Source organism: Zwartia sp. (assembly GCF_049655405.1).
Taxonomy (GTDB): Bacteria; Pseudomonadota; Gammaproteobacteria; order Burkholderiales; family Burkholderiaceae_B; genus Zwartia.
In genome coordinates this window covers 132,917-159,264 of sequence record NZ_JBASJR010000009.1, presented here as the reverse complement: position 1 = coordinate 159,264, position 26,348 = coordinate 132,917, and the positions used below count along the sequence as shown (strand labels likewise).

27 protein-coding genes are annotated in these 26,348 nt (G+C 52.5%); 16 read left to right on the top strand and 11 right to left on the bottom strand.

The window, feature by feature from the left end:
- Nucleotides 1-8: 8 nt before the first annotated feature.
- The 5 genes from thiC to rplU form a co-directional block, all read right to left on the bottom strand.
- Nucleotides 9-1,922, bottom strand: a complete 1,914-nt coding sequence (gene thiC / locus WBJ47_RS06590) for a phosphomethylpyrimidine synthase ThiC (protein ID WP_422244691.1) — start codon at nt 1,920-1,922, stop codon at nt 9-11.
- A gap of 194 nt (nt 1,923-2,116) precedes the next feature.
- Nucleotides 2,117-3,253 (bottom strand): glutamate 5-kinase, encoded by a 1,137-nt coding sequence (gene proB / locus WBJ47_RS06585; protein WP_422244693.1) that lies wholly within the window; start codon nt 3,251-3,253, stop codon nt 2,117-2,119.
- 45 nt (nt 3,254-3,298) lie between these two features.
- Nucleotides 3,299-4,429 carry a GTPase ObgE gene (obgE, locus tag WBJ47_RS06580; protein ID WP_422244695.1) on the bottom strand — a complete coding sequence of 377 codons (1,131 nt, stop codon included), beginning with the start codon at nt 4,427-4,429 and terminating at the stop codon, nt 3,299-3,301.
- Nucleotides 4,430-4,498: 69 nt separating this feature from the next.
- Nucleotides 4,499-4,759 (bottom strand): 50S ribosomal protein L27, encoded by a 261-nt coding sequence (gene rpmA, locus WBJ47_RS06575; protein WP_028816477.1) that lies wholly within the window; start codon nt 4,757-4,759, stop codon nt 4,499-4,501.
- A gap of 49 nt (nt 4,760-4,808) precedes the next feature.
- Nucleotides 4,809-5,120 (bottom strand): 50S ribosomal protein L21, encoded by a 312-nt coding sequence (rplU, locus tag WBJ47_RS06570; protein ID WP_422244697.1) that lies wholly within the window; start codon nt 5,118-5,120, stop codon nt 4,809-4,811.
- Nucleotides 5,121-5,216: 96 nt separating this feature from the next.
- Between rplU and ispB the strand changes: the two genes are divergently transcribed.
- The gene (gene ispB, locus WBJ47_RS06565; protein WP_422244699.1) at nt 5,217-6,185 is read left to right on the top strand and encodes an octaprenyl diphosphate synthase; all 969 of its coding nucleotides are present in this window, start codon (nt 5,217-5,219) and stop codon (nt 6,183-6,185) included.
- 12 nt (nt 6,186-6,197) lie between these two features.
- On the opposite strand, the gene WBJ47_RS06560 is transcribed toward ispB, so the two are convergent.
- On the bottom strand, nt 6,198-6,776 hold the full coding sequence (locus WBJ47_RS06560) for a cation transporter (RefSeq protein ID WP_422244700.1): 579 nt from the start codon (nt 6,774-6,776) through the stop codon (nt 6,198-6,200).
- A gap of 201 nt (nt 6,777-6,977) precedes the next feature.
- Between WBJ47_RS06560 and WBJ47_RS06555 the strand changes: the two genes are divergently transcribed.
- Together WBJ47_RS06555 and WBJ47_RS06550 are read left to right on the top strand one after the other, a co-directional pair.
- A complete protein-coding gene (locus WBJ47_RS06555) occupies nt 6,978-7,361 on the top strand; it encodes a hypothetical protein (RefSeq protein ID WP_422244702.1) in 384 nt (127 codons plus the stop codon).
- A gap of 31 nt (nt 7,362-7,392) precedes the next feature.
- A complete protein-coding gene (locus WBJ47_RS06550; protein ID WP_424585377.1) occupies nt 7,393-8,379 on the top strand; it encodes an NADPH:quinone reductase in 987 nt (328 codons plus the stop codon).
- A gap of 34 nt (nt 8,380-8,413) precedes the next feature.
- Here the strand turns inward: WBJ47_RS06550 and WBJ47_RS06545 are convergent, their stop codons facing one another.
- Nucleotides 8,414-9,562: an alpha-hydroxy acid oxidase gene (locus tag WBJ47_RS06545; RefSeq protein WP_422246371.1), complete on the bottom strand. Its 1,149-nt coding sequence runs from the start codon at nt 9,560-9,562 to the stop codon at nt 8,414-8,416.
- Between the two features lie 166 nt (nt 9,563-9,728).
- Between WBJ47_RS06545 and WBJ47_RS06540 the strand changes: the two genes are divergently transcribed.
- The 13 genes from WBJ47_RS06540 (at nt 9,729) to WBJ47_RS06480 (ending at nt 21,832) form a co-directional block, all read left to right on the top strand.
- Entirely contained in the window at nt 9,729-10,325 is a 597-nt protein-coding gene (locus tag WBJ47_RS06540; protein WP_422246369.1) for a glutathione S-transferase C-terminal domain-containing protein, read from the top strand.
- Nucleotides 10,326-10,401: 76 nt separating this feature from the next.
- Nucleotides 10,402-11,193, top strand: coding sequence for a heme ABC transporter ATP-binding protein (locus WBJ47_RS06535; protein WP_422246367.1), 792 nt, complete (start codon nt 10,402-10,404; stop codon nt 11,191-11,193).
- Nucleotides 11,194-11,255: 62 nt separating this feature from the next.
- Nucleotides 11,256-12,179: a 3-hydroxyacyl-CoA dehydrogenase gene (locus tag WBJ47_RS06530; protein WP_422246365.1), complete on the top strand. Its 924-nt coding sequence runs from the start codon at nt 11,256-11,258 to the stop codon at nt 12,177-12,179.
- Between the two features lie 61 nt (nt 12,180-12,240).
- Entirely contained in the window at nt 12,241-13,173 is a 933-nt protein-coding gene (locus WBJ47_RS06525; RefSeq protein ID WP_422246363.1) for a 3-keto-5-aminohexanoate cleavage protein, read from the top strand.
- 16 nt (nt 13,174-13,189) lie between these two features.
- Nucleotides 13,190-14,389 (top strand): M20 aminoacylase family protein, encoded by a 1,200-nt coding sequence (locus WBJ47_RS06520; protein WP_422246361.1) that lies wholly within the window; start codon nt 13,190-13,192, stop codon nt 14,387-14,389.
- A 215-nt stretch (nt 14,390-14,604) separates the two neighbouring features.
- Nucleotides 14,605-15,027, top strand: a complete 423-nt coding sequence (locus WBJ47_RS06515; protein ID WP_028816461.1) for a ferritin family protein — start codon at nt 14,605-14,607, stop codon at nt 15,025-15,027.
- Between the two features lie 131 nt (nt 15,028-15,158).
- Complete coding sequence (locus tag WBJ47_RS06510; protein WP_422246359.1) at nt 15,159-16,496, top strand: heterodisulfide reductase-related iron-sulfur binding cluster; 1,338 nt, start codon at nt 15,159-15,161, stop codon at nt 16,494-16,496.
- Nucleotides 16,497-16,507: 11 nt separating this feature from the next.
- Nucleotides 16,508-17,092, top strand: a complete 585-nt coding sequence (locus WBJ47_RS06505; RefSeq protein WP_422246358.1) for a DUF3501 family protein — start codon at nt 16,508-16,510, stop codon at nt 17,090-17,092.
- 200 nt (nt 17,093-17,292) lie between these two features.
- Nucleotides 17,293-18,087 carry an SDR family NAD(P)-dependent oxidoreductase gene (locus WBJ47_RS06500; protein WP_422246356.1) on the top strand — a complete coding sequence of 265 codons (795 nt, stop codon included), beginning with the start codon at nt 17,293-17,295 and terminating at the stop codon, nt 18,085-18,087.
- Between the two features lie 15 nt (nt 18,088-18,102).
- Nucleotides 18,103-18,912: an SDR family NAD(P)-dependent oxidoreductase gene (locus WBJ47_RS06495; RefSeq protein WP_422246354.1), complete on the top strand. Its 810-nt coding sequence runs from the start codon at nt 18,103-18,105 to the stop codon at nt 18,910-18,912.
- A gap of 54 nt (nt 18,913-18,966) precedes the next feature.
- On the top strand, nt 18,967-19,944 hold the full coding sequence (locus tag WBJ47_RS06490) for a quinone oxidoreductase family protein (protein WP_422246352.1): 978 nt from the start codon (nt 18,967-18,969) through the stop codon (nt 19,942-19,944).
- Between the two features lie 4 nt (nt 19,945-19,948).
- The gene (locus WBJ47_RS06485) at nt 19,949-20,554 is read left to right on the top strand and encodes an MSMEG_1061 family FMN-dependent PPOX-type flavoprotein (RefSeq protein WP_422246351.1); all 606 of its coding nucleotides are present in this window, start codon (nt 19,949-19,951) and stop codon (nt 20,552-20,554) included.
- A gap of 39 nt (nt 20,555-20,593) precedes the next feature.
- The gene (locus WBJ47_RS06480) at nt 20,594-21,832 is read left to right on the top strand and encodes a CaiB/BaiF CoA transferase family protein (RefSeq protein WP_422246349.1); all 1,239 of its coding nucleotides are present in this window, start codon (nt 20,594-20,596) and stop codon (nt 21,830-21,832) included.
- Here WBJ47_RS06480 and WBJ47_RS06475 read toward each other — a convergent pair.
- The 4 genes from WBJ47_RS06475 to WBJ47_RS06460 are packed head-to-tail and all read right to left on the bottom strand — an operon-like array spanning nt 21,810 to nt 26,342.
- Nucleotides 21,810-23,336 carry a tripartite tricarboxylate transporter permease gene (locus WBJ47_RS06475; RefSeq protein WP_422246348.1) on the bottom strand — a complete coding sequence of 509 codons (1,527 nt, stop codon included), beginning with the start codon at nt 23,334-23,336 and terminating at the stop codon, nt 21,810-21,812. The genes WBJ47_RS06480 and WBJ47_RS06475 overlap by 23 nt on opposite strands.
- 1 nt (nt 23,337) lies before the next feature.
- Nucleotides 23,338-23,820, bottom strand: coding sequence for a tripartite tricarboxylate transporter TctB family protein (locus WBJ47_RS06470; protein WP_422246346.1), 483 nt, complete (start codon nt 23,818-23,820; stop codon nt 23,338-23,340).
- Nucleotides 23,821-23,835: 15 nt separating this feature from the next.
- Entirely contained in the window at nt 23,836-25,170 is a 1,335-nt protein-coding gene (locus tag WBJ47_RS06465) for a CaiB/BaiF CoA transferase family protein (RefSeq protein ID WP_422246344.1), read from the bottom strand.
- Nucleotides 25,167-26,342, bottom strand: a complete 1,176-nt coding sequence (locus tag WBJ47_RS06460) for a CaiB/BaiF CoA transferase family protein (RefSeq protein WP_422246343.1) — start codon at nt 26,340-26,342, stop codon at nt 25,167-25,169. Before WBJ47_RS06460 ends, WBJ47_RS06465 begins: the two co-directional genes overlap by 4 nt.
- Nucleotides 26,343-26,348 lie beyond the last annotated feature (6 nt).

Genomic DNA, 26,348 nt, shown 5'->3' with positions numbered 1-26,348 from the left:
GCTCCAGATCAGGTCTTGTGATAAATCTCAGAACCTTTCTTGACAAACTCGACCGCTTTTTCTTGCATGCCGACTTTGAGAGCCGCATCGTTTTCCACTCCCAGTTTCTTGGCATAGTCGCGCACATCTTGTGTGATCTTCATGCTGCAGAAATGTGGGCCGCACATCGAACAGAAGTGCGCGACTTTCATCGAGTCCTTGGGTAAGGTCTCGTCATGGAAGTCTTTGGCCGTATCGGGGTCTAGGCCGAGGTTGAACTGGTCGTCCCAGCGGAACTCAAAGCGGGCCTTGGACAGGGCGTTGTCACGAATCGCAGCGCCTGGATGTCCTTTAGCCAAATCTGCGGCATGCGCGGCGATTTTGTAGGTAATGATGCCGTCTTTCACGTCCTTCTTGTTGGGCAGACCCAGGTGTTCTTTGGGTGTGACATAACAGAGCATGGCGGTACCGTACCAACCGATCAGCGCGGCGCCAATGCCAGAAGTAATGTGGTCGTAGCCAGGCGCAATATCCGTGGTCAGTGGTCCGAGTGTATAGAAAGGTGCCTCATCGCAATGCTTAAGCTGCATCTCCATGTTTTCTTTGATGAGCTGCATTGGTACATGTCCGGGACCTTCGATCATGACTTGAACGTCGTGCTTCCATGCCACTTTGGTGAGCTCGCCTAAGGTTTTGAGTTCGGCAAACTGCGCTTCGTCGTTGGCATCAAAGCCTGAGCCTGGACGCAAGCCATCTCCCAGCGAGAAGCTGACGTCGTAGGCTTTCATGATTTCGCAGATTTCTTCGAAACGCTCGTAAAGGAAGCTTTCCTTGTGGTGCGCCAAGCACCACTTGGCCATGATTGAGCCGCCACGCGAGACGATGCCAGTCATGCGGTCGGCGGTCATGGGAATAAAGGGCAGGCGCACACCTGCATGGATGGTGAAGTAATCCACGCCTTGTTCCGCTTGCTCGATCAGCGTGTCGCGGAAGATTTCCCAGGTCAAATCTTCGGCTTTGCCGTCGACTTTTTCCAAGGCTTGATAGATCGGCACTGTACCGATTGGCACGGGGGAGTTGCGCACGATCCACTCACGTGTTTCGTGAATGTGTTTGCCTGTAGACAAATCCATCACCGTATCGCCACCCCAACGGATCGACCAGGTCATTTTTTCGACTTCTTCGGCAATGCCGGAGCTGACAGCTGAGTTGCCGATGTTGGCGTTGATTTTCACCAGGAAATTGCGACCGATGGCCATCGGTTCAACTTCGGGATGATTGATGTTGGCAGGAATGATGGCACGGCCGCGCGCAATCTCTTCGCGCACGAACTCGGGTGTAATCAGATGGGGGATCGAGGCACCAAAGGACTCTCCCGCATGCTGACGTAGCATGCGCTTGACCATTTTTTCACCCTCGGGGCCCGTGGCACGAAGACTTTCGATGTACTGCTCGCGGCGAAGGTTTTCGCGGATCGAGACATATTCCATTTCCGGGGTGATGATGCCGCGGCGGGCATAGTGCATTTGCGAGACGTTGGCGCCAGCTTTGGCGCGACGTGGATGACGCTGTAGGTCAAAGCGCATGGCAGTCAGTTTTGGATCAGCCAGGCGCTCCTGTCCATAGGCGCTGCTGGGGCCGCTCAACAACTCTGTGTCATTGCGCTCTTCGATCCAAGCGCGACGCAACTCTGGCAAGCCGCGACGGATATCGATTTTGATGCTGGGGTCTGTGTAGGGGCCGCTCGTGTCGTAGACGGTCAAAGGAGGATTTTTTTCTCCACCAAAAGAGGTGGAGGTGTCTTCTTGCTCGATTTCACGAAAAGGGACACGGATATCGGGACGTGAGCCGATTTCGTAAATTTTGCGTGATTTTGGCAGGGGGGCAACAGCGGCAGCGTCCACTTCAGCGGTCGCGGCAAGGAATTTAGGATTGGCGTTCATGAAAAAGCTCCAAAAATCGATTGGAGCCGAATCGGGATGGATCCCGGATTTTTCCGGGATGCGCTCCCAGCATCGGCATTATCCGTACTGGTACGAAGGGACTCTCTCAACCTGGCGCATGCCAAGTACCCCCGCATTCAAGTGCAAAGTATAGGACAGGATGGTGTGGTTTGGCAGCGATGCCCCCATCAATCTCAAAGAATGATGAGGTTATCTCGGTGGACCAACTCGGCTTCAGTCATTGTGCCAAGAATATCGGCGATTTTGCTTGAAGGTTGGCCCATGATGCGTCGCGCATCCGAGGAGGAGTAGTTGATCAGTCCGCGCGCGCATTCTTTGCCCGCGAGATCGAGACAGGCGACGACATCACCAGGCTCAAAGTCACCTTCGATACTGCGCACACCAACTGGAAGCAGGCTTTTGCCTTCGATTAAGAGCGCTTGGACCGCACCCGCATCGAGGGTGAGTTTGCCACGCAAGCGAAGATGGTCGGCCATCCATTGTTTACGGGCGGATAGAACAGGCAACTCAGCGCGAAGCTCCGAGCCAATGCATTCGCCCGCCGCCAGGCGCACCATGACGTTTTCTTCGCGACCTGAGGCGATCACTGTGTGAGCCCCACTGCGTGCAGCCCGTTTAGCAGCCAGAATCTTGGTCAGCATGCCGCCCTTGCCAATGCCGCTGCCAGACCCGCCAGCCATCGCTTCAAGGCTCAGGTCGCCGGCTTTTCCATGCGACACAAAACGTGCTTCGGGATTTTTGCGGGGATCTGACTCGTAGAGTCCGCGTTGATCTGTCAGGATGATCAGCGCATCCGCCTCGATCAGGTTGGTCACGAGCGCGCCGAGGGTGTCGTTATCGCCCACTGCGATTTCGTCAGTGGCGACCGTATCGTTTTCATTGACGATGGGGACCACACCGAGCCTGAGAAGGGCAAAGAGGGTGGAGCGGGCGTTGAGGTAGCGTTGACGGTCCGCAAGATCTTCGTGGGTCAGAAGAATTTGGGCGGTGCGTAGATTGTGTTTGGAAAATGCGACTTCGTAGGCTTGGGCTAAACCCATCTGTCCGACTGCCGCAGCCGCTTGTAGTTCGTGCATCGAGGTTGGGCGTTTGGCCCAGCCCAGACGTGCCATGCCTTCGGCAATCGCGCCGCTTGAAACCAGCACGACTTGTTTACCTTGGCTCCTCAGGGCTGCAATCTGGCTGGCCCAGTGCGCGACGGCCTGACGGTCAAGCCCTTGACCGTCATTGGTGACCAGAGAGGAACCGACCTTGGCGACGATACGCGAAGCTGAGGCAATCACGGAGCTAGGCAAAGCTGTGCTGTTCATGGGTATTAAACAAAGCAAGATTTGAGGAAGATGGCGGGTACGTGTCTACTCTTTGGGCTCTGGGGCGGGCTTGTCAGCAGCGCTGCGCGTCTCGTCAAAGCGAGGGTCTTCAGCGACGTAGGTGCCATCTGCCTTGTCTTCGGCAATGTTGTCCACTTGGCGATAGGCATCAATCGCGTTTTGCAGATCCCAGATGAGTTGTTGCGTGCCATCACCCGACAGAGCAGAAATTGCATAAACGGGACCTGTCCAGCCATATTCCTGACAAAATCGTTTTTTGACTTCTTCGGGATTGGGGACGACGTCAAGCTTGTTCAAGACCAGCCAGCGAGGTTTGTTGTAAAGGGTTTCGTCATATAGGCGCAGCTCTTCGACGATCGCGCGTGCTTCGCCAAGTGACCGTGCGACTGAATCCTCGTCAGGGTCTTGGGAAGAGACATCAACGATATGCAACAAAATACGGGTGCGTGTGAGGTGGCGTAAAAACAAGTGTCCCAAGCCCGCGCCTTCGGAGGCGCCTTCGATCAGACCTGGAATATCCGCTACAACAAAACTGCGTGATTCGGAAGTCCGCACCACACCCAAGTTGGGGTGAAGCGTGGTGAAAGGGTAGTCGGCGATTTTGGGGCGCGCATTGGAAATACGGCTGATCAGCGTGGATTTGCCAGCGTTGGGCATTCCCAGCAAGCCGACATCAGCCAGTACCTTGAGCTCCATACGCAGTTTGCGTTGCTCGCCTTCTTTGCCGGGCGTCCATTGCTTGGGAGCACGGTTGACGCTGGATTTGAAGTGCACGTTGCCCAGGCCACCTTCGCCACCCGCAACCAAAATGACTTGTTGGTCGTGGCGATTCATGTCGAACAATTCTTCGCCAGTTTCAGCGTCGTAAATAATCGTGCCGACTGGCACACGCAGAGTAATGTTGGGCGCTGCAGCGCCATACATATCTGAACCGCGACCATGTTCACCGTTTTTTGCAAGGTGTTTACGTGCGTAGCGGTAGTCGATCAACGTGTTGATGTTGCGATCAGCGACTGCAAAAACGCTACCGCCTCGGCCGCCATCGCCACCGTCTGGCCCACCCTTGGGGATGAACTTTTCACGGCGGAAACTGTGCGCGCCGTTGCCGCCCTTGCCGGCAATGACTTCGATGGTGGCTTCGTCGACGAATTTCATGAGCTAATGGTACCGTGAAAATAAAAAGCCCTGCCGCTTGCGACAGGGCTTTTTGGAAAAACAGGCAAATTACTCAGCCGAAATAATCGAAACTGTCGACTTGTTGAGCTTGCCGCGCACTGAGAACTTAACGTGACCGTTGGTCAATGCGTAGAGCGTATGGTCTTTGCCAATGCCCACGTTTGTGCCAGGGTGAAACGTTGTACCGCGCTGACGCACGATGATCGAACCGGCCGGGATCAGCTCACCGCCGTAGGCTTTAACGCCTAGACGTTTCGATTCTGAGTCGCGACCGTTGCGCGTAGAGCCGCCGCCTTTTTTCTGTGCCATTTTTTAATCCTGGTGCTTTCCGTGATGTTGAATGGGTTAATCGCAGCAATTAGGCTGTGATGTCACCAATCAAAATCTCAGTGTAGTTTTGACGGTGGCCTTGACGCTTCTGATAGTGCTTGCGACGTCGCATCTTGAAGATCTTGACCTTATCGTGGCGTCCTTGCGCAAGAACCGTTGCTTTAACCACTGCGCCTACCACGAGCGGGGTGCCAATTTTCAATTGGTCGCCTTCGCCTACGGATAACACCTGGTCTAGCGTAATTTCTTGCCCAATGTCTGCCGGTATCTGTTCTATTTTAAGTTTTTCACCAGAAGCAATGCGATACTGCTTGCCTCCAGTTTTTATGACCGCGTACATGGGTTAACCTCTTGTTTTAGTGCAAATGGGATCTCGGCTAAGATGCCGAGCCAGAAATAATAGCGTGTAACCACTTGAAAGTCAAAAGAAAGTCTCTTGCATAAGCTCTCAAACCTCTTAGCCCCAGTGGCCCAGGACATGGAAACGGTCGATGCCGTAATCCGTTCCAGACTCAATTCCGACGTCGTGTTGATCAGGACGATCGGGGAATACATTATCAGCGCAGGTGGAAAACGCATGCGCCCGGTCCTGCTGTTGCTGATCGCCCAGGCGCTTGGCTACAAAGGCAATCACCAGCATTTGATGGCTGCTGCCGTGGAGTTTATCCATACGGCGACCCTGCTGCATGACGATGTGGTCGATGAATCTGACCTCAGACGGGGTCGTGGGACCGCGAATGCCGTGTTTGGGAATGCCGCTAGCGTTTTGGTCGGAGATTACCTCTATTCACGGGCCTTCGAGATGATGGTGGACGTCGACAGTATGCGGATTATGCAGATTATGTCGGGGGCGACCACCGTCATTGCAGAGGGCGAGGTCCTCCAATTACTGAATATCCATGATCCGGATGTCTCCGAAGCCCGTTACTTGCAGGTGGTGCGTTTCAAAACGGCTAAGTTATTTGAGGCGGCAGCTGAAGCCGGTGCGGTGCTGGCAGGGGCTTCGATTGCCCAGCAGGAGGCCGCGGCGGCGTATGGGCGCCACATTGGCACCGCTTTCCAGCTAGTCGATGATGTGCTGGATTACAACGGTGATGTGGGGGCCCTGGGTAAAAATGTCGGTGACGACTTGCGAGAGGGCAAACCGACTTTGCCGCTGATTCGGGTGTTGGAGGTCGGGAATCCTGAGCAAAAGCAGCTGGTTCGAGAGGCGATCGAAAAAGGTGAGGCTGATTTTGATGCTGTTGCGCGCGCAATTCATGAAACCGGTGCGCTCGAACATGCGAGTCAGTGCGCAGTGGCTGAAGCAGCGTTGGCACGTCAGGCAATAGAGACGCTGCCGGACTCTCCGGCCAGGCAGGCTCTGATTGATTTTTGTACGTTTGCGATTGAACGAGATCGCTAAGCAAGCCTGAGCTTATTTCAGGTGCAAAATTCGTATGGCCCCGCTCAGCACCACAACGCCAATGATTGTCCCGATAATCCAGTCTGGATAAGGGCTGGAGAGCCAAGCAACCAGAAAGCCGGCGATGATGACGCCAAGGTTGGTCAGGACATCATTGGCAGAAAAAATATAGCTGGCACGCATATGAACGCCGTCATTGCGGTGTTTTGCCACCAGATATAGACAAATTGTATTGACGAGCAAGGCTAAAAAGGAAAATCCAATCATCGAGTTTGATGCCGGTACCGTACCAGCAGAAATTTGATGGCTGACGCGGATAAAAATACTAACCGCGAGCGCAATTTGTATGAGTCCGGCGAGCTTTGCTGAGCGAAGCTTGTATTGCGTAGCCTTGCCGACAGCGTAAAGTGCTGTGGCATAAACGGCTGCGTCCGAGAACATGTCGATACCGTCAGCCATCAGGCCTGCCGAATGGGCGAACCAACCCGCAGTGAGCTCGACAATACACATCGCACCGTTCAGACCCAGTAGCCAAAAAAGGACGCGCCGCTGCGAAGCGTCAGAGGCTTGGAGTGGTTCGTGAGGGTTCATCGTTGGAAAGTCACGTGAGTGGAACTTTCTGTTGCAGCAGTTGTCGTAGACATTGCATTTCCTCGCCCTAATGGTGTCGAGAACTTTTATACATATTAGGCGATGCGGGCAGTTGTTTGGTCGTAAACTTAGTGTCAGCGATTTTCAACTGCATATGCGGTAATCGTGATGACCTGATTGCAACACTCCAAGGAGTCGATGATGAAGAAGTCCATCACACTGGCGATTGCGGCAGCTACGCTGTCCGCCTCGGCCCTATCGCCCGCTTTCGCAGGGCCCAACAACTATCGCCATGGAAATCCGCACGGCTACAAGCCCCATTATGGTTACAAGCAAAATAACTTCAATGCTTGGAATGCGGCCGCGCTTGGCGTGGGTGTGGGCGTGGTGATTGGTGTGGGCAGTCAATACAACCGCTACGTGGCACCGCCGCCGGTTTATCCTAGTGTTGTCAATGTTTACCCCCCCGCCGTGCCGCCCTATGGTCAGTTCTATTCCTTGCCCGTTCCTTGCCGCACGGTACAGATTCCTGTGTACGATCAATATGGTCGCTTGGTGCAGTATCAGCAGACGTGTGTAAATTAAAAATTTAAAAATAGAAAAACAGGAAGAGGCAATGCAAGCAGCTTGGTATGAAAAAAATGGCGAGGCACGCGAAGTGTTGTTCGTGGGTGAGCTGCCGACACCTGAAGCAGGTCCGGGCGAAGTCAGGGTCAACATCCACTCCTCTGGCGTGAATCCCTCTGACGTTAAATCTCGTCGTAATCGTCCCATTCATGATCCGCGCATCGTGCCGCACAGCGATGCCGGCGGCGTGATCGATCAAGTCGGCCCTGGCGTATCAAAAGATCGATTGGGCGAACGCGTTTGGTTGTGGAACACTCAGTATCAAAGACCTTTTGGAACTGCAGCTCAATACGTTGCCCTTCCGTCGGCGCAAGCGGTTGCCTTGCCTGAGCATGTCGATTTTGATGGTGCTGCTTGTATGGGCATTCCAGGTCTGACGGCTTTTGAGGCGGTCAGGCGTTGTGGTGAGGTTGCTGGAAAAACAGTGTTGGTGATCGGTGCGGCTTCGGCCGTCGGACACTACGCAGCTCAAATGGCCGCTTTAAAAGGTGCGCGCGTGATTGGCACGGTCAGTTCTGAGGCCAAGGCTGCTCATGCGCGTGCAGCGGGTGTCAAAGAAACGATCAACTACAAAACCGAGGTGGTGGCTGAGCGCGTCAAGGAGCTGACGGGCGGCCGCGGCGCCGATGCGATCATTGATATGGATTTTTCGACGACAACAGATCTGGTGCGCGATGGTGCGCTTGCACCGCATGGGACGGTTGCGTGTTTTGGTTCCAATCGGGTTGAGCCGCCCTTGATACCGTTTCGTCTGTGTTTGACGACCAGTTTAACGTTGCAATTTTTCTTGATTTACGATTTGACACCTGCTGAGCGAGAGGTGGCTGTCAAAGGTCTAAACGAGATTCTTGCCTCCGGTAAACTGAAGCATGCCATCGGAGCGCGCTTTGCTTTAACAGACATCATTGCCGCGCACGAAGCGGTCGAGCAAGGCAAAGTGCTTGGCAATGTTGTGATTGATATGTTGAGCGCTTAAGTCACATTTCTTGTTGCTTTGTGACTTGCGGTATTTAGCTAGAGGGTTGTAGATAGCGACCATCTAGCTTGCCGAACTCTCCGCAGCCGATTTGGGTGAGGACTGCATCAATTTCTTTACGCATGATGGCAAGGGCTTGATCTGCCCCATCTTGACCAAGCGCGGCAACAGCGTAAAGAGTGGGCCGTCCAAAGATACAGCTCTGCGCGCCTAGGCATTTTGCCAGCACGACATCCGAACCACGACGAACGCCGCTATCAAGCATCAAGGTTGCTTGATCACCCACTGCCGCTTTGATCGACGGCAGCATGGTGAGTGGGGAGGGCGCATTATCGAGTTGTCGCGCACCGTGATTGGACACAATAATGCCTTGAGCGCCAAGTTTGACGGCTTGCGTCGCATCATCAGGGTGAAGCAAGCCTTTAATCACCAGCGGTCCTGTCCATTGGTCTCTGATCGCCGCAACAGTTTCCCAGTTGGTCATCGGTGCAGGGGTTAGGGTGCCGTACATATCTGCGACTTCGTCAGCTGACGCACCTGGCTTTGCATAGGGTTGCCAGTTACTCATCATCGGCATCCCGCCCGCTTTTAAATACTCGATCACCCAACCTGGTTTGGTCAGCGCATCCAGCATGATCGAAGGCGTCATTCTAAAAGGGCGGGTAAAGCCGTTGCGACGATTGCGCTCCCGATTGGAGTTCACAGGCACATCGACTGTGATGACAAGCACGCCGACGTTTGCATCACGTGCGCGCTTGACTAAATCATGGTTGATACGCGAGTCGCTTGTGGCGTACATCTGAAACCAAACATTGTCCGGCGAGATCGCGGCAGCCTCTTCTATTTTTAGATTGCTTGCGCTAGATAAGAGAAAGGGAACATTCGCTTTTTTTGCGGCAGCAGCCAGCATGGCATCTGCACCCGTTCGAAAGAGGCCCGCCATCCCGGTGGGCGAGATGCCAATCGGGCTGGAATACTTGCGACCAAAGAGCTCGACAGTTTGATCGCGATGCGTCACATCGACCAAGTAGCGGGGTAGAAGCTGATGCTTCGCAAACGCTTCACGATTTCTAAGCATACCGAGTTCGTCATCGGCGCCGCCATCGATAAAGTCAAATGCAATCTTTGGAAGTCTGCGTTGGGCGAGAGCTCTAAAGTCGTGAAGATTGATTGGGGTGGGCATGGGTGATCCAATGGTCTGTTGGGTGCTAAGACTTGCTGAAAATTTACTACAGTCTGTTCTATTTAAGGCGATCAAGCATTGCTGCAAAGCAGCAGCGTTGAGAAGGGTGGTTTTTGTAGTACAAATAGATCGAATTTGCCCAGACACCTATTAACCGGATGCTTTTATGAAAATTACCGCTTCGGGCGCGAGCCCATATGTTCGTAAAGTGATGGCTTGTGCGATTGCACGAGGAATCGATCAGCAATTAGAAAAGTGGACGATTGCCACGACAGATCCCGTCTTGTCCAACTCTAACCCTCTGGGTAAAGTACCGACGCTCATTACCGACGAAGGCGTCGCGTTGTTCGACAGCCCGGTGATTTGTGAGTTTCTGGACAGCGTCGGCAGTGCGCCCGCCTTGTTCCCCCCAGCTGGCCCTGCGCGTTGGGCTGCGCTGCGTTTGCAAGCCATTGGTGATGGTATTTTGGATGCAAGCCAGCCGCGCCGTCGTGAAATCGCCTTGCCACAAGATGAAGGTCGCGTGGGTTACATCGATTTGCAGCGTGGCAAAGTCGCACGCGCAGTCGATGTGTTGGAAAAAGAAGCGGCGAGCCTCGGCCCACTGAAAACCATTGGCGACATTGCCGTCGCTTGTGCGTTGGGTTATCTAGATTTCCGTTTTGCACATGAACCTTGGCGCCCAGGCCATCCAAAATTGGCGGCCTGGTATGACAGCGTGGTCGGTCTGCCACCGATCGCTCAAACAGCACCTGTTGCTTGATGAGTCAAAGATGGGGGCGTTTAAAAATGAAGCAACTGCTAAACCAACGCAGCTTCATTGGCAGCTTTAGACGCTCATGACCTTTGAAATCAATCAGCTGTCGCTTGTTCGAGGGCATCGTCATGTGTTGAAAAACGTGACGATGTCACTGAGAGCGGGTGAGCTTGTGGGCGTCTTGGGTGCCAATGGTGCGGGTAAGTCTAGCTTGTTAGCTGCGATGGCCGGTGAGCTTAATGAAAGTGTGGCCACAGGTGAAATTCGATTGGGTGGGTTGAGTATTGCTCAACTCAGCGCGCACGAACAAGCTACGAGACGCGCAGTACTCCCACAGCAGCCCAGCTTAAGTTTTGAACTGAGTGTCCAAGAGGTCATTCAGATGGGCGCCTATCCCTTTTTGCAGGCGACCAGTAGTGAAGTGCAGGCATGGAGTCAACAGGCACTGTTAGAGACTGATTTGCTTGCGCATGCGCAGAGTCGCTACACCGCACTGTCAGGTGGCGAGCAGCAAAGGGTGCAGCTCGCGCGCGTGTTCGTTCAGTGCCTGGCAATGATTCATGCTCAGAACGAGGCGTATCTGTTGCTGGATGAGCCACTTTCCAGTTTAGACCCCAAGCATCAAGTTCAATTTATGAAAGGCCTCGCTCAACTGGTGCGGACGCAACAGATTGGCGTCATGCTTGTATTGCATGATCTCAATATTGCCGCGCAGTATTGCCATCGACTGCTCTTGCTTGGTGGAGGCGAAATTATCGCTCAGGGGACGCCCGCAGACGTCATGACGCCGACTGCACTCAAACGCGCCTTTGACCTTGACTTTACTGTCGTGCCGCACCCGCTCGACGGCAATCGCTTGCTGATTTTGACGTAACCGTATTATTGTGAGCAAGCAGAAATTTCATCAAATAAATAGAAAAAAGCATTGAGGCGCATATGAATATCGCAATTGTTGGGTCGGGACTGGTGGGGCAGGCATGGGCGATTGTGTTTGCCCGTGGGGGGCACCGCGTCAAAATGTGGGATGGCGATCCTAGCGCGGTGGCTGGTGCCGCAACGTTAATTGAAAAGCAAGTCGCAGACCTTCAGGCAGCGGGTCTGATTGATGACCCTGTTGGTCTGATCGCACGTATCAGCGGGTGTGCCACGCTTGAAGAAGTATTGCTTGGGGCGGACTATGTGCAGGAGAGCTTGCCTGAACGGCTTGAGATGAAAAAGGAGATCTTTGCCAAGATGGATGCGCTTGCACCTTCTGCGACGATCCTAGCGAGCTCAACGTCTAGTATTCCAGCCTCTGCGTTTACAGAAGCCCTTCCCGGACGTGCGCGCTGCCTCATTGCGCATCCAGTGAATCCACCTTACCTTGTCCCCGTGGTTGAGATTTGTGGTGCACCCTGGACAGATGCACAGGTTGTGCAGCGAACCTGGGATGTGATGGAGGGCGTTGGACAAAAACCAGTCAAGATTCATCGGGAGCTCAAGGGCTTTGTACTCAATCGTTTGCAAGGCGCCCTTTTACGTGAGGCCTTTAGATTGGTTGAGCAGGGTTACGTCGATGCAGAGGGACTGGATGTGACAGTTCGTGAGGGTCTTGGTCTGCGTTGGTCTTTTATGGGGCCTTTTGAAACGATTGATCTCAACGCGCCAGACGGTCTGGCGGATTATGCAAGACGCTTTAATGATATGTATCAGTCGATTTCGACTGAGCAGACCTCCACCGAGCCTTGGTCTGAAGCGGTGATCGAAAAGCTTGAGTCACAGAGGCGCACGGTCTTGCCAAAGGATCAGTTGCTTGCGCGACGCTTGTGGCGAGATCGCCGGTTGATGGCCTTGGCTGCGCATAAAAAATCAGCTGAGTAATCGTCAAACTTTACGTATTCAATCAAACGGTTTTAATCAAACACAAAGACACGGAGACAGCATGGCCAGTGCGCGAAAAGTCATTATCACTTGTGCGGCAACAGGTGCGATTCACACACCGAGCATGTCCCCTCATTTGCCTGTGACGGCCGAGGAAATTGCAAAATCTGCGATTGATGCTGCCCGTGCAGGCGCTGCAATTTTGCATTTGCATGCGCGCGACCCCAAGGATGGAAAACCCACGCAAGACCCAGAGTTTTTTCGGCCCTTTCTCAAAGAAATTAAAGCGGCGACGAACGCTGTCATTAATATCACGACGGGTGGTAGTCCTCATATGACGGTTGAGGAGCGCATGCGTCCAGCGATGACCTTTCAGCCTGAAGTCGCGTCCCTCAATATGGGTTCGATGAATTTCGGTTTATTTCCGATGCTGGATCGTTTCAAAGAATTCAAGCACGAGTGGGAGCGGCAGCATCTTGAAAATAGCCGTGATCTCGTGTTTAAAAATACGTACAAAGATATTGAAACGATTTTGCGACGCGGCTCCGAAAACGGCACACGTTTCGAATTTGAGTGCTACGACATCAGTCATCTGTATAACTTGTCGCATTTCGCCGAAAAGGGTCTGGTGAAAGGACCTATTTTTATTCAATCAGTATTTGGAATTTTGGGCGGCATTGGTCCTCACCCAGAAGATCTGATGCACATGCGCCGTACGGCAGACCGATTATTTGGTGATCAGTATCAGTGGTCGATCCTGGGCGCCGGTCGCAACCAGATTCCATTGGCGACGATGGGTGCTGCGATGGGCTCGCATGTGCGCGTGGGTCTTGAGGACTCTCTGTGGATTGGGCCTGGCAAGATGGCAGCGTCTAATGCAGAACAGGTCACGCGGATTCGTACGGTTTTAGAGGCCTTGAACTGCGAGGTCGCGACGCCTGATGAGGCCCGTGATATCTTGGGTCTCAAGGGCGGTAACAACGTTAATTTTTAATCGGAATAGTCAATCTATGAAACTTGTCGATGCGTTTGCGGACTACAGCCGCTTTATCAAAATCCGCCGTGATATTCACGCCCACCCCGAGCTTGGCTTTGATGAGCATCGGACGTCAGAAATCGTCGCGAATTTGCTTAAGGAGTGGGGAATCGAAGTGCACCGCGGAATTGCGGGCACAGGTGTCGTGGGCGTGTTGAAGGTTGGCGAGGGTGGTCGGACACTCAGCCTGCGCGCCGACTTGGATGCTTTGCCCTTACAAGAGATCAATGAGTTTGAGCACAAGTCTACCAATGATGGAAAGATGCATGCCTGTGGTCATGACGGTCATACCACCATGCTCCTCGCCGCCGCTTGGCACTTGTCGCAAACACGCAATTTCAATGGTACGGTGAACTTTGTGTTTCAGCCAGCCGAAGAAATGGGCAAGGCAGGCGCTAAAAAGATGATCGAAGATGGCTTGTTTGAGCGGTTTCCTTGCGAAGCTGTGTTTGGTTTGCATAACTTTTCAATTGGTAATGTGGGCGGTTTTGCACTGAATAACGGCCCCTTCATGGCCTCGAGTAATACGTTCAAGGTCACAATGAAAGGCCAGGGCACGCATGCGTCGCTTCCTCATACTGGGACGGATCCTGTTGCGCCGGCACTTGAGTTTGCTCAGGCGTTGCAGGGTTTGGTGGCAAAAGTCATCCCGAGTACCGAGCGCGCGTTGTTGGCGGTGACGCAACTTGAGGGTTCGGTGGCGCCGAACGTCATTCCGGATGTGGCAGCGGTGGGTGGGACGATTCGTACTTTTTCCGTGTCGGCACTTGATCGCCTAGAAGAGCGTCTACGTACCTTGGCTGTCCAAATCGCGCTTGCGCACGAATGTCAGGCCGAGATTTTCTTTAGGCGTGCGTCGCCACCGGTCGTCAATCATGCCAAAGAAGCGCAGTTTGCCGCGCAGGTGATGCGAGAAATTGTAGGACCCGAGATGGTCAATGACCAGTTCCCCGGTGTGATGGCTGCCGAAGACTTTGCTCACATGCTGATGGCTAAGCCAGGTTGCTACGCATTTATCGGCAACGGCGATGGTCATCATCGTCTGGAGGGGCATGGCGAGGGCGCTTGCGTGGTCCACAACACCTCATATGACTTTAATGATGCCATCATTCCTGTTGGTGCCAGCTATTTTGTCCGTTTAACGGAGCGCTGGATGGCCGATACGGGCAAGTAAGCCACTTTAGCAGGCCCTAAGGTGGGTATTTACCCTTAGAGCCCAGCTATTGCTGTCTATTAGGAAAAAGCTATCTAAAAAGTAGATAAATTTAATTTCCTTTATTGATTTGCTCCGCATACACTAGCTCCAGAGTTCAGATTTAGTCGGTTTTTTAGCGACACTCAGATCTAGACTCCACTTCTTCTCATTATTTTCATTTGTCAGGAGGCTATATGGCCCAGCTCAAAGGTTCAAAGACCGAACAGTGCCTGAAGGACGCATTCGCAGGCGAATCACAGGCTAACCGCCGCTACTTGTACTTCGCAAACAAGGCTGACATCGAAGGTCAGAATGACGTCGCTGCATTGTTCCGCTCGACAGCTGAAGGCGAGACAGGTCACGCCCACGGTCACCTCGAATTCCTCGAGGCTTCTGGTGATCCAGCAACAGGTTTGCCAATCGGCTCCAGCCGTCAGAACTTGACAGCTGCAGTTCACGGCGAGACACACGAGTACACAGACATGTACCCCGGCATGGCCAAAATCGCTCGCGACGAAGGCTTTGACGAGATCGCTGACTGGTTTGAGACCTTGGCAAAAGCCGAGCGTTCACACGCCAATCGCTATCAGAAAGCTCTGGACGCACTGGTTGACTAAGTGCTTCTAGGTTTCAAGCGGTCACAACGCTCGTTGTTCACCGCTTGAATTGCAATATCTGTGGCCGGCTCTGCTGGTCACAATCATTTGAGTTGCACCCGCTTGCAGGGTGACAAAATTAAGGATCCGCTATGTCAAACCGCGAAGGTAGTCTCGAGGCACCCACCCGTCATCCCTTGGACTGGACGAATCCAGACTTCTATGACGAGGAAAAACTGCACACAGAGATGGAACGTGTGTTTGATATGTGTCATGGCTGTCGCCGGTGCTTGAGCCTGTGTGGCTCGTTCCCGACACTGTTTGATCTGGTTGACGCGACCGATGACGGTGAAGTACATGGCGTTGACAAAAAAGACTACGACAAGGTTGTCGATGAATGTTTCCTTTGCGACGTCTGTTACGTCACAAAGTGCCCTTACGTGCCACCCCACCCATGGAACCTTGACTTCCCTCACTTGATGTTGCGTGCGAAAGCCGTGAATTTCAAGAAAGGCGACGTCAAGCTGCGCGACAAGTTGCTGGCCTCGACCGACAAGATGGGTATGTTCGCGGGCATTCCAATCGTGACTGAGGCTGTCAACGCGATCAATCGTACAGGCGTGATGCGCTCGGTGATGGAGTCGACACTTGGCGTGGATAAGAAAGCTTGGATCCCAGAATACGCGCCCAAGACCTTTACTCAGCTGGCAACGGTATCGACAGCGTGGCCTGTGAAAGACGGCGTGAAAACGCCTGGTAAAGTTGCGATTTACGCAACGTGCTACATCAATTACAACGAGCCAGGTATCGGTCAGGATCTGATTAAGATTCTTGAGCACAACCAGATTCCTTATGAGTTGGTCGACAAAGAAGCCTGTTGCGGCATGCCCAAGCTTGAGCTCGGTGACCTTGAATCCGTAGCAGCGAACAAAGATAAAAACATTCCTAAACTCGCGAAACTCGCGCGTGAAGGCTATGCGATTGTCACGCCCATTCCTTCCTGTACGTTGATGTTCAAACAAGAGTTGCCTTTGATGTTCCCTGACGAGGAAGATGTGCAGCTCGTCAAGGAAGCGATGTGGGATCCGTTTGAGTACTTCATTGCGCGTAACCGCGATGGTTTGCTCAATACTGATTTCAAAGAAGAATTGGGTCACGTGAGCTATCACATCCCATGTCACTCACGTGTTCAAAACGTAGGTAAAAAGACCGCTGAAACGTTGAAGTTAGTACCCGGGACAGAGGTCAACGTGGTTGAGCGTTGTTCAGGTCACTCGGGAACATGGGGCGTGAAAAAAGAGTTTCATGACACGGCAATGAAGATCGGCAAGCCGGTTTTTAAAGCCATGGCAAATAACACCCCTGATTACATCAGCTCGGATTGCCAGCTTGCCGGCCATCACATCGAGCAGGGTATGGAAGAAAATGGCTTGGCGAAAGCTGAGATGGCTCACCCTCTCACCTTGATCGCCAAAGCATACGGTCTGTAAAGGAAACGGAAATGAGCAAAATTACGCGCGAAAGTTTGATGACCCTCGAGGCTTATCATAAGGCCCGCCCGGAAATGCGTAAGCAAGCGATTGAAGAACGTCGCAAGCGCAGCGTCCGTTTGGGCGAGCATTTGAACCTGTTGTTTGAAAACGAGTTGTTGATGCGTTATCAAGTGCAGGAAATGTTGCGTGTCGAGAAAATATTTGATGATGAAGGTATTCAGGATGAGTTGGGCGCCTATAACCCACTCGTGCCGGATGGCTCGAACTTCAAAGCGACGATGATGCTTGAGTACCCCAACGAAAGCGAGCGACGTTTGGCGTTGTCCAAACTGTTGGGCGTCGAGCACAAAATGTTTGTTCAGGTCGAAGGTCAACCTCGTGTGTACGCGATTGCGAACGAGGATTTGGAGCGCACGACTGCCGACAAAACATCGTCGGTGCATTTCATGCGTTTCGAACTGACACCAGAAATGAAGAAGTCCTTAAAAGCAGGCGCCCAGATGATGGTCGGATGCGACCATAAAGAGTATCCGATGCACATGGAAACCTTGCCTGACGATACGCTTGCATCGCTGGTCAACGATTTAACGTGATGCATCTTTAATCACGCATTGTTCGCGAGAAAGTTTCAGGCCCGGGCCATTAGGTTCGGGCCTGTTTCATTGTGGGCTCTAATTTCACTAGATGGACACTGTGGACGAGATGCGACGCCAAGGTATTAAAAAGCATTTTGCTCCTTCGGTGACGCGCAGGTAATATGAACAGGAAGACAACAACAAACAAAAGGGACATCATGTTCAGATTAGATGGCAAGATCGCGCTCGTGACAGGTTGCGGAACGCTGGGCGAGGGCTGGGGAAATGGCAAGGCGATTGCCGTAGCGTTAGCCAGGCAGGGTGCGAGTGTTTTTGGTTCGGACCTCAGTCTTGAAGCCGCTCAGGAGACAAAGCGGATCATCAATGAAGAGGGGGGCTCCGCGCATGTCATGGTGGCCGACGCAACCCAGGCAGAGGATGTTAAAAAACTGGTTGATGCGTGTATTGCGCAATATGGACGAATTGATATTTTGGTCAACAACGTCGGTCGCTCGGAGCCGGGTGACCCAGTCTCAATGAGCGAAGAGACTTGGGATGAGCAAATGGACGTCAACGTCAAAGGCGCCTTTCTTGCATGCAAATACGTACTGCCGACCATGGCTGCTCAGGGAGGGGGTTCTGTGATCAGTATTTCCTCAGTGGCCGCCCACCGTTACATTGGTAAGCCACAGGTTGGCTATGCGGCAGGTAAAGCGGCGCTAGAACAACTGATGAAGACAACGGGTGTGATTTATGCGGACCGAGGCGTACGTCTCAACAGCGTAGCACCAGGCTTGATGTTTACACCGCTTGTGAAGCGTTTGGCAGAAAAATACGCAAAAGGTGACTACGAAGGTTTTGTGGCGCATCGCCACAAACAAGTGCCAGCTGGCTACATGGGTGAATCATGGGATGTTGCACACGCTGTTGTATTTTTAGCGAGTGACGAGGCGCGCTATATCACCGGTCAGACCATCGTTGTCGATGGCGGCATCATCTCGGCCACACGCTAACAATCAGGAAAAGAGATGGCAAATCAAACGGGTCGTCTGGCGGGTAAGGTTGCAATTGTCACGGGAGCGGGATGCGTGGGTCCTGGTTGGGGGAATGGTCGCGCCATTGCCGTACGTTTTGCGCAAGAAGGCGCACAAGTCTTTGCGGTCGATCAAGATCTTGCGGCAATGGATGAAACGCTTGCACTGATTCAACAGGCGGGTGGTGATGTCACCCCTTATTCCTGCGATGTCACGAATAGCGCAGCGATCCAGGAATTAGTCGCGGCTTGTTTGAAGCGCTACGGCACCATTGATGTGTTGGTCAACAACGTTGGTGGACCCTCCCGTGGTGGTCCAATCGAATTGTCCGAAGAAAATTGGGATCGTCAGATCGACATTAATTTAAAAACAGTTTTTTTGATGTGTAAATATGTCATGCCGGTCATGGAAGAAAAAGGTGCTGGCGCGATCGTCAATATTTCTTCGACCTCAGGCATTCGGTTTACGGGAGCGCCGCAAGTGGGTTACGCAGCAGCTAAAGCAGGCGTGATTCAGTTCGGACGCGTAGTCGGCGTCGAATATGCAAAAAAGGGCATCCGGATCAACACGGTCTTGCCCGGTCAGTTACACACGCCTCTTGTCGAAGCCACACTCGCTGGGGCACAGAGCGCAGGGGATTCGGAGCGCTTGCTCAAAATCCGTCAGGCGCGTATACCAATGCCCTTCATGGGCGACGGGCGTGACACAGCGAACGCCGTGCTGTTTCTTGCGTCGGACGAGGCGCGCTTTATTACTGGAACTGAGTTGATCGTGGACGGTGGTATGAGTGCCAAGTGCGATTGAGTGAATTGAAATAAAAATTGATGTGTCTCCACATCTTAATAACAAGGAAGTCATATGATGAAAGCAGTCGTTGTCACAGCCAATGGTTTTGAAATTGCCGAGGTCGCCAAGCCAACAGCAGGTCCCGAGCAAGTGCTCGTCAAGGTGCGTGCATGTGGCCTCAATCGCGCGGACCTCGGTGTCCTCGCAGGTGGCGCACATGGCAAGGTCGGCGGCGCAGGTACGATCCCAGGCATGGAGTGGGCTGGCGAAGTCGAGGAAGTGGGTGCTCGAGTCCGTGGTTTTAAGCGAGGTGATCGCGTGATGTGCTCTGGTACAGCAGGGTATGCAGAGTATGCAGTGGCAGACTGGGGGCGTGTCATGGATATTCCAAATGACTCCATGTCCTATGAGCAAGCTGTGACGTTGCCGATCGCGATTCAAACGATGCACAATGCAGTCGTGACAGCGGGGGAGTTGCGCAAGGGTGAAACGGTATTGGTGCAAGGGGCGTCGTCCGGCGTGGGGCTCATGGCGATGCAGATCGCCAAGCTGATGGGCGCCAAGACTGTCATCGGAACATCCACCACGCCAGAACGACGGGCACAGCTTAAAAATTTTGGAGCGGATTTCGCGATCGATAATAGTGACCCGCAATGGCCGCAGCACGCGATCGAAGCAAATGGGGGCAAGGGCGTGGATCTGATTATTGATCAGCTTTCTGGTCCGTTTGGTAATCAGAATCTTGAGGCTTGCGCAATTTTGGGCCGCATCGTGAACGTCGGTCGGATGGCGGGACGTTTCGCAGAGTTCGATTTTGATTTGCATGCACTCAAGCGAATTAAATACACCGGCGTGACATTCCGCACCAGAAGCGTTGAGGAAGTGCGCAGCATTACTTCATTGGCACTGGGTGATTTGGGTGCGCATCTTGAGTCGGGCAAATTATCCTTGCCAATTGACAGCACCTTTGCCTTTGCAGATATCGCTCAAGCATTTGAACGGATGCGGACCAATAAACATTTTGGAAAGATTGTCGTGACCTTGGGCTAGTCTGATGCGGATCGACACACTCGAACAACTCAGGGTGCTGTATGCGGCACCTAAAGAGCGCGCAGTCAAAAAACAATTGGCTTTGCTGGACAAGCATTGCAAGCGATATATCAGTTTGTCGCCATTTGTTGTTGTGTCGAGTCTAGGCGTGGACGAGGTACTAGATGCTTCTCCACGCGGTGGTGCGCCGGGCTTTATAAAGGTACTGGATAACGATACGTTATTGATTCCAGATTCGCCTGGCAATAATCGCCTTGATACCTTGGAAAATATTATTCATACAGGGCGTGTCGGTTTGTTATTCCTCATTCCGGGTGTCGATGAGACCTTGCGTGTAAATGGCAGTGCGCAATTAAGCATTGACCCCGACGACATCGCGCGTTGTACGACAGAAATACGCGCACCAAAGCTTGTGATTCGCGTGACCGTCCAACAAGCTTATTTACACTGTGCCAAGGCCTTTATGCGGTCAAAGCTATGGGATAGCTCTGCTCAGATTGAGCGAAGTCAATTGCCCACGATGGTCGACATGATCAACGAACAAGCGTCGATTAGTGGCGTATTTGAGACGCATGAAGAGATCATGCTGCGCTATAAAAACGAACTCTAAAACAAACGATAAAAACGATATGAATCGGGTGAGACAACAATGACAGCACCACTTGCAGGCATAAAGGTTGTGGAGATCAGCGTGGCAATGGCTGGTCCCTTTTGTGGAATGTTGCTGGGCGACTATGGTGCTGATGTCATCAAGATTGAGCGCACAGGTGTGGGGGATGATAGTCGGGCGTGGTCTCCTTATTTTCACGGCTCGATGGGCTATTACTATGCCTCCGCAAATCGAAACAAAAGAGGCATGGCGCTTGATCTGAAAACCGAAGAGGGTGTGCAGATCGCGCGTGCGTTGATTGAAGACGCGGATGTGCTGGTACACAATTATCGGGTGGGCGCGTTAGAGCGATTGGGGCTAGATTACGAAAGTTTATCGCGTGTGAATCCACGACTCATCTATTGCGCGATTAGTGGCTTTGGTGCGTCAGGGCCGCTCAGTAAAGAGCCGGCGAATGATTTGTTTATGCAGGCGTACGCCGGCTCAATGAGTATTACAGGTGATCCCGAAGGTAGTCCAGCGAAAATGGGCATGTCGGTCGCCGATGTTGGTGGCGGTATGTTCGGCGCAATCGGTGTGATGATGGCACTTGAGACGCGACATCGCACAGGTCGCGGGCAACGGGTCGATACTTCGTTGCTCGAGGGTCATATGGCGATGCTTGCTCAGTTCTTTACGCGTTATTTTTCGAGCGGTGAGGTACCAGGGCCAAGTGGTAGTGGTGCGTTAACAAGCCCGACATATCGTGCCTATCAAGCAAGTGATCAATGGATTGTTATTTCTGCGTTTAACCAGCGGATGTGGAAGGGGTTGTGTGCGGCGCTAGAGCAGCCGGGCTGGGTGGAAGATGCACGCTTTATTGATCCCCAGATGCGTTCCTTGAATCGTCCCTTGCTCATCAAAATGATTGGCGACGAGATTATCAAACAGCCTTTATCGTATTGGGAAGCTCGATTAAAAGAAAACGACGTGCCCTGTTCTCCGGTCAATACAATCGATAAGGTTGTGACGCAACCGCAAGTGCAAGCGAGGGATATGATTCAAGAGATCGAACTCGAAGGGCTTGGGATGATGTCGATGGCGGGCTTGCCAATCAAGATGGGTGAGTCACCTGGCTCGATTCGATTGCCGCCTCCGCGACTCGGTCAGCATACGGCAGAGATTCTTGCGGAAATGGGTTACGCGCAGGAGCGGATCAGGACCTTGGCCGAGCAGGGGGCCATAGGTCTGGATCCAGGCTGGGTCAAGGTAGAAACTACTCCGAGCTCTCCGGGATAAGTTTTTTTACCTTGATACCGAACAGTTTCGCGAAGATAGCGCGGAGCGGTTCGAGTATCAAGACAAAAATCACAACGGACCAGATTCCAATCGCGATAGGACTGGTATAAAAAACAGAAACGTCTCCAAGGCTCATAAATAAACCTTCGCGTAAATGTTTTTCGATGAGCGGTCCTAACACGACACCCACCACCATGGGTGCAAGTTGGAATTCAAGTTTGCGTAGCGCATAGCCGATCAAGGCGATCACCCACAGCATGTATACATCGACCATGCTGTTGCGAACGCTGTAGCACCCTACTGTGGCAACCATCAGGATAATCGGCAGGAATACGTGATTGGGTACGCGCAACAGACTTACCCAGAGGCCGATGAGTGGAATATTCAAGATCACTAACATCGCATTACCAATCAGCATGGAGGCAATCACGCCCCAGAATACGTCGGGATGTGATGTCATCATCATCGGACCAGGCTGAACGCCATGCACCATCATCGCAGCGAGCATCAGTGCGGTCACAGAGCCAAATGGAATGCCGAGTGCAAGCAGCGGAACCATCGACGAGGTCGCTGCGGCATTGTTGGCAGTTTCTGGTCCTGCAACGCCTTCGATCGCACCTTGGCCGAGTTGTTCTTTATATTTAGAAACACCCTTTTCTAAACGATAGGAAGCAAAGCTTGCCATGGTTGCCGAGGGGCCGGGAAGTAAACCCAAGACGAAACCGATTGCGGTTCCCCTTCCGTAAGGCCCCCATGAACGACGCCACTCCTCGCGCGAAGGAAACATCTCTTTGAGCTTGACGGGAATAGGTTTGCCTTGTTTTTGCAACGACTCGACGACAGACATGATTTCTGTCACCCCGTAGAGCCCCACCACCAGTGCGACAAGTTCGACTCCAAGCGTGAGATCCTGTACACCAAAGGTAAAGCGATCTGCACCGGTCACCATTTCTTGACCGATTGTGCTGAGCATGAGTCCAATCGCCATTGGGAAAATACCAGCAGCCAAGGTGCCACCAGAAATGCGTGAGAACAGAAGTAAACCCCCCGCTGTGAGTGCAAAGAATTCAGCAGGACCAAACAGCAAGCCGACATTGGCGAGCGCGGGTGCAAACAGCATGACACCAAGTACGGATAAACCGCCGCCAACAAAAGATCCGATTGCGACGATGGTGAGGACCGCACCAGCACGTCCTTTTTTTGTAAGCTTATAGCCATCGATACACGTGATGACCGAAGCTGACTCGCCGGGCATATTGATGAGCACCGCCGTTGTGGAGCCGCCATACATGGCGCCGTAATACATGCCCGCCATCATGATCAAGCCACTGGTCGGATCCAGTGCATAACTGAGTGGCAGGATCATTGCGATACCAGCGGTTGGCCCTAAACCAGGCAGTACGCCGATTAGAGTTCCCGCGAGTGCGCCCACAAGCGCAGCGAGCAAATTATTCCAAGTGAATGCGACGCCGAGCCCATACAACAAGCCATCAATTGCTTCCATCTCAACTCCTAAAAAGTCCGATGAGTTCGCCGGCTGGCATGGGAACTTTGAGTATCGTGATAAAAATTATATGGATCGCAGCGGTCATCAACAAGGCATAGACGGCACTGCGCCTCCAAGTCAGATTTGATAAAAGACGAATGAGTAAGGTGCAAAATAAAATACTACTGAGTGAAAAACCCGCCCAAGGGATGATAAGAAAGTACACGAGCAAAAGTGCGATCAGTTTGAGTAAGCGCGTTCGATCGGAGCCCTCTGGTAAGTCAAGAGCAGGACTACCTGCTCTTTTGTGCCATCCTTCCCATAAAGATGAAAGGCTCGCTATAAATAAAATGCCTGCAACCAGAAGGGGGAAGACACCAGCGCCGGGTTGATCCATTTCTCCCATCGGAAGCTCAAGCGTCATATGCAGATATCCTGCCGACAAAATAACGCCGACAATACCTGCACCTATGTATCCATGACTTCGACTAATTGGTTGCACAGCGCATACTCCTTTCTAGCTGCGGTAGTCTTGATCGACGGCGATTAATGTTTTTAGCTTCAACATGGATGCGGTATCCATCGTCCCGGATATACCGGGATTTGTTGGCAAGTCACTCACCACATTCGATGCTTTAAGTGCGGCGATCTCTGACGAGGATTTGCCTAGAATTTCGCTCAGGATACTGTTGTTATCTTCGCCAAAGCGGGGGCCGGGTTTTTTAATATGTGCATCGCGAAAGCGCAATTTATAGGGTCGACCAATGATAGGTCGCTCTCCGATGGGCTCAGGATGTTGAACTGTTTCGTAAAACTGACGGTGTTGAAGATGAGGATCGTGCAATAGGTCTCGGCTATTTAAAACAAGGCCCGCTGCAATGCCAAGCGCTTGCAGTTTTTCTAAAAGCGCTTTGGCGTTTTGCGAGCGACACCAGTCTTGAACCAAAGCGTTGATCGATTCTCTGTTTGCGCGACGTGCTGCGTTCGTGCGATAACGCTCATCTATCGCAAGGTGAGGTTGTTGCATCAACTTTGCTAACGCTTCCCATTGTTGATTTGTTTGAATCGTCAGGGCGAGCCATTGGTCGTCCCCAGCAACTTGATATAGATTACTCGGCACGTATTCGGCATGCTCGTTGCCCATCCTGACAGGCTCAGTTCCATCAAGCTGTTTTTGAAGCAGCGGCTCAGGCATGAGTGAGGCACCAAGTTGATACATGCCAACATCAATCCATTGGCCTTGGCCCGTTTTCCTCATATGAGCAATGGCCGCCCACAAGCCATTGAGTCCCGCCCAGCATGCGATGAAGTCAGGATATGACTGCCCCACTTTCCATGGCTTATCATCTCGATAACCTGTGTAATACGTAATTCCCATCGTTGCTTCCAAGGTCGTGCCTTGACTTGGGAAAGATGACCACGGCCCGGTTGAGCCGTAACCAGTGTTAGACAGCATGATCAGTGAGGGGTTGATTTTTTTTAACTCATCGTAATGTAATCCCCACTTACGCATGACACGAGGCGTAAAGTTTTCGAGCACAATGTCGCTCTTGGCGACGAGCTCACGGAAAATTTCCTGCCCTTCTTGTTGGCTTAAATCCATCGCAAGCGATCGTTTGCCGCGATTGACGACATAAAAAATACCAGAGCGATTCCAAGGGTCCTCTGCAGGATCGTTATCCAGATATGGGCCAAAGGCACGGCCACGTGTTTGGTCGAGCTTATGCGGTGCTTCGATCTTGATGACTTCTGCGCCAAGGTCACTCAGAAGCCCCGCCATGTATGGGACGGCAAATACATAGGAAAGATCCAGCACGCGAACGCCGGTCAAAGGCAGAGTGACTTGTGTCATGCGGGCCCCTTGATTTGTGAAAGGATCTCTTGACGATGCTCATCAAGTTTAGGCGAGCGCCGTCGTACAGAAGAAGGCGTAGCAGAAAGTTTGGCTAGTTCGGCAGGAAAACGGATACGCGTCCCTGTGGAGGGGTGTTCGAGCTCGACAAAGGCGTGACGCTCTTGGAGATGTTCGCATGCCAATAAGTCCTCTGCGCTCTGGACAACGCCAAGCAACAATCGCATTTTCGCGCCAGCCAAGAAAACTTCTTTAGCATCGCGATTCTTCACACATTCTTCGAGTAGCGCTTTGACTTCGGGGACACGCTTTTCCCTTTCAGGTGGACTTGAAAATCTTTTTTCAAGGAACTCTGGTCGCTCAAAAAGTTCCGCGAGTGTTTCAAAGGGCGCACCTCCTCCTGTTTGAAAGGCAAGATATCCCTTGCGCGTCGCAATAGGTTCGCCAGCAAACGGATCTTGTACGATCGCTCGTCGACCTTGAACGGCACCAAGGAATGCGTAATATGACTCATTGAGCACGAGTTCGGAGGCAAGACACTCGTGAATCGACACGTCTACATGCTCACCAAACTGGTCGGCCTGGGCCGCGGTATAGGCCATGATGGAGGCGTATGCTGCAGTCAGACCTGCGCAGTAAAAAGATTGAGAAAGACCGTGCTTGAGAGGTGCTCGATCGACCTGGCCGCTAATCTGCATGATGCCACTCATCGCTTGGAGCGTGAGATCACTCGCGGCGTACTGTGCGTAGGGCCCTGTTTGTCCATAATTAGTGACAGAGGTCACCACTAGACTAGGTTTCCATTCGAGTAGTTGATCTACGCCAAGCCCCCACTCTTGGAGACGACCTGGACGAAAGCTTTCAATGACGATATCGCTTTGCATCACAAGCGCTTGAATCACAGCTCTATTTTCAGCCAGTTTTAAATCGAGCGCGATACTGCGTTTATTCCAGTTGAGATACTGAAACAACAAGCTTTGCTCGCCCAATGGCGCGTCATATTTCAGTGGCGCGAGTGTGCGTGCAAAGTCTCCCGTGACAGGACGCTCGATCTTGATGACGTCAGCACCATAGTCCCCTAACAGTCTTGCAGCAAAGGGTCCAGCAATGCCGTGACTCAAATCGAGCACACGTAGCCCGGATAAGGCGCCCTCTGGATCGTTTTTTTCCATTCGAGC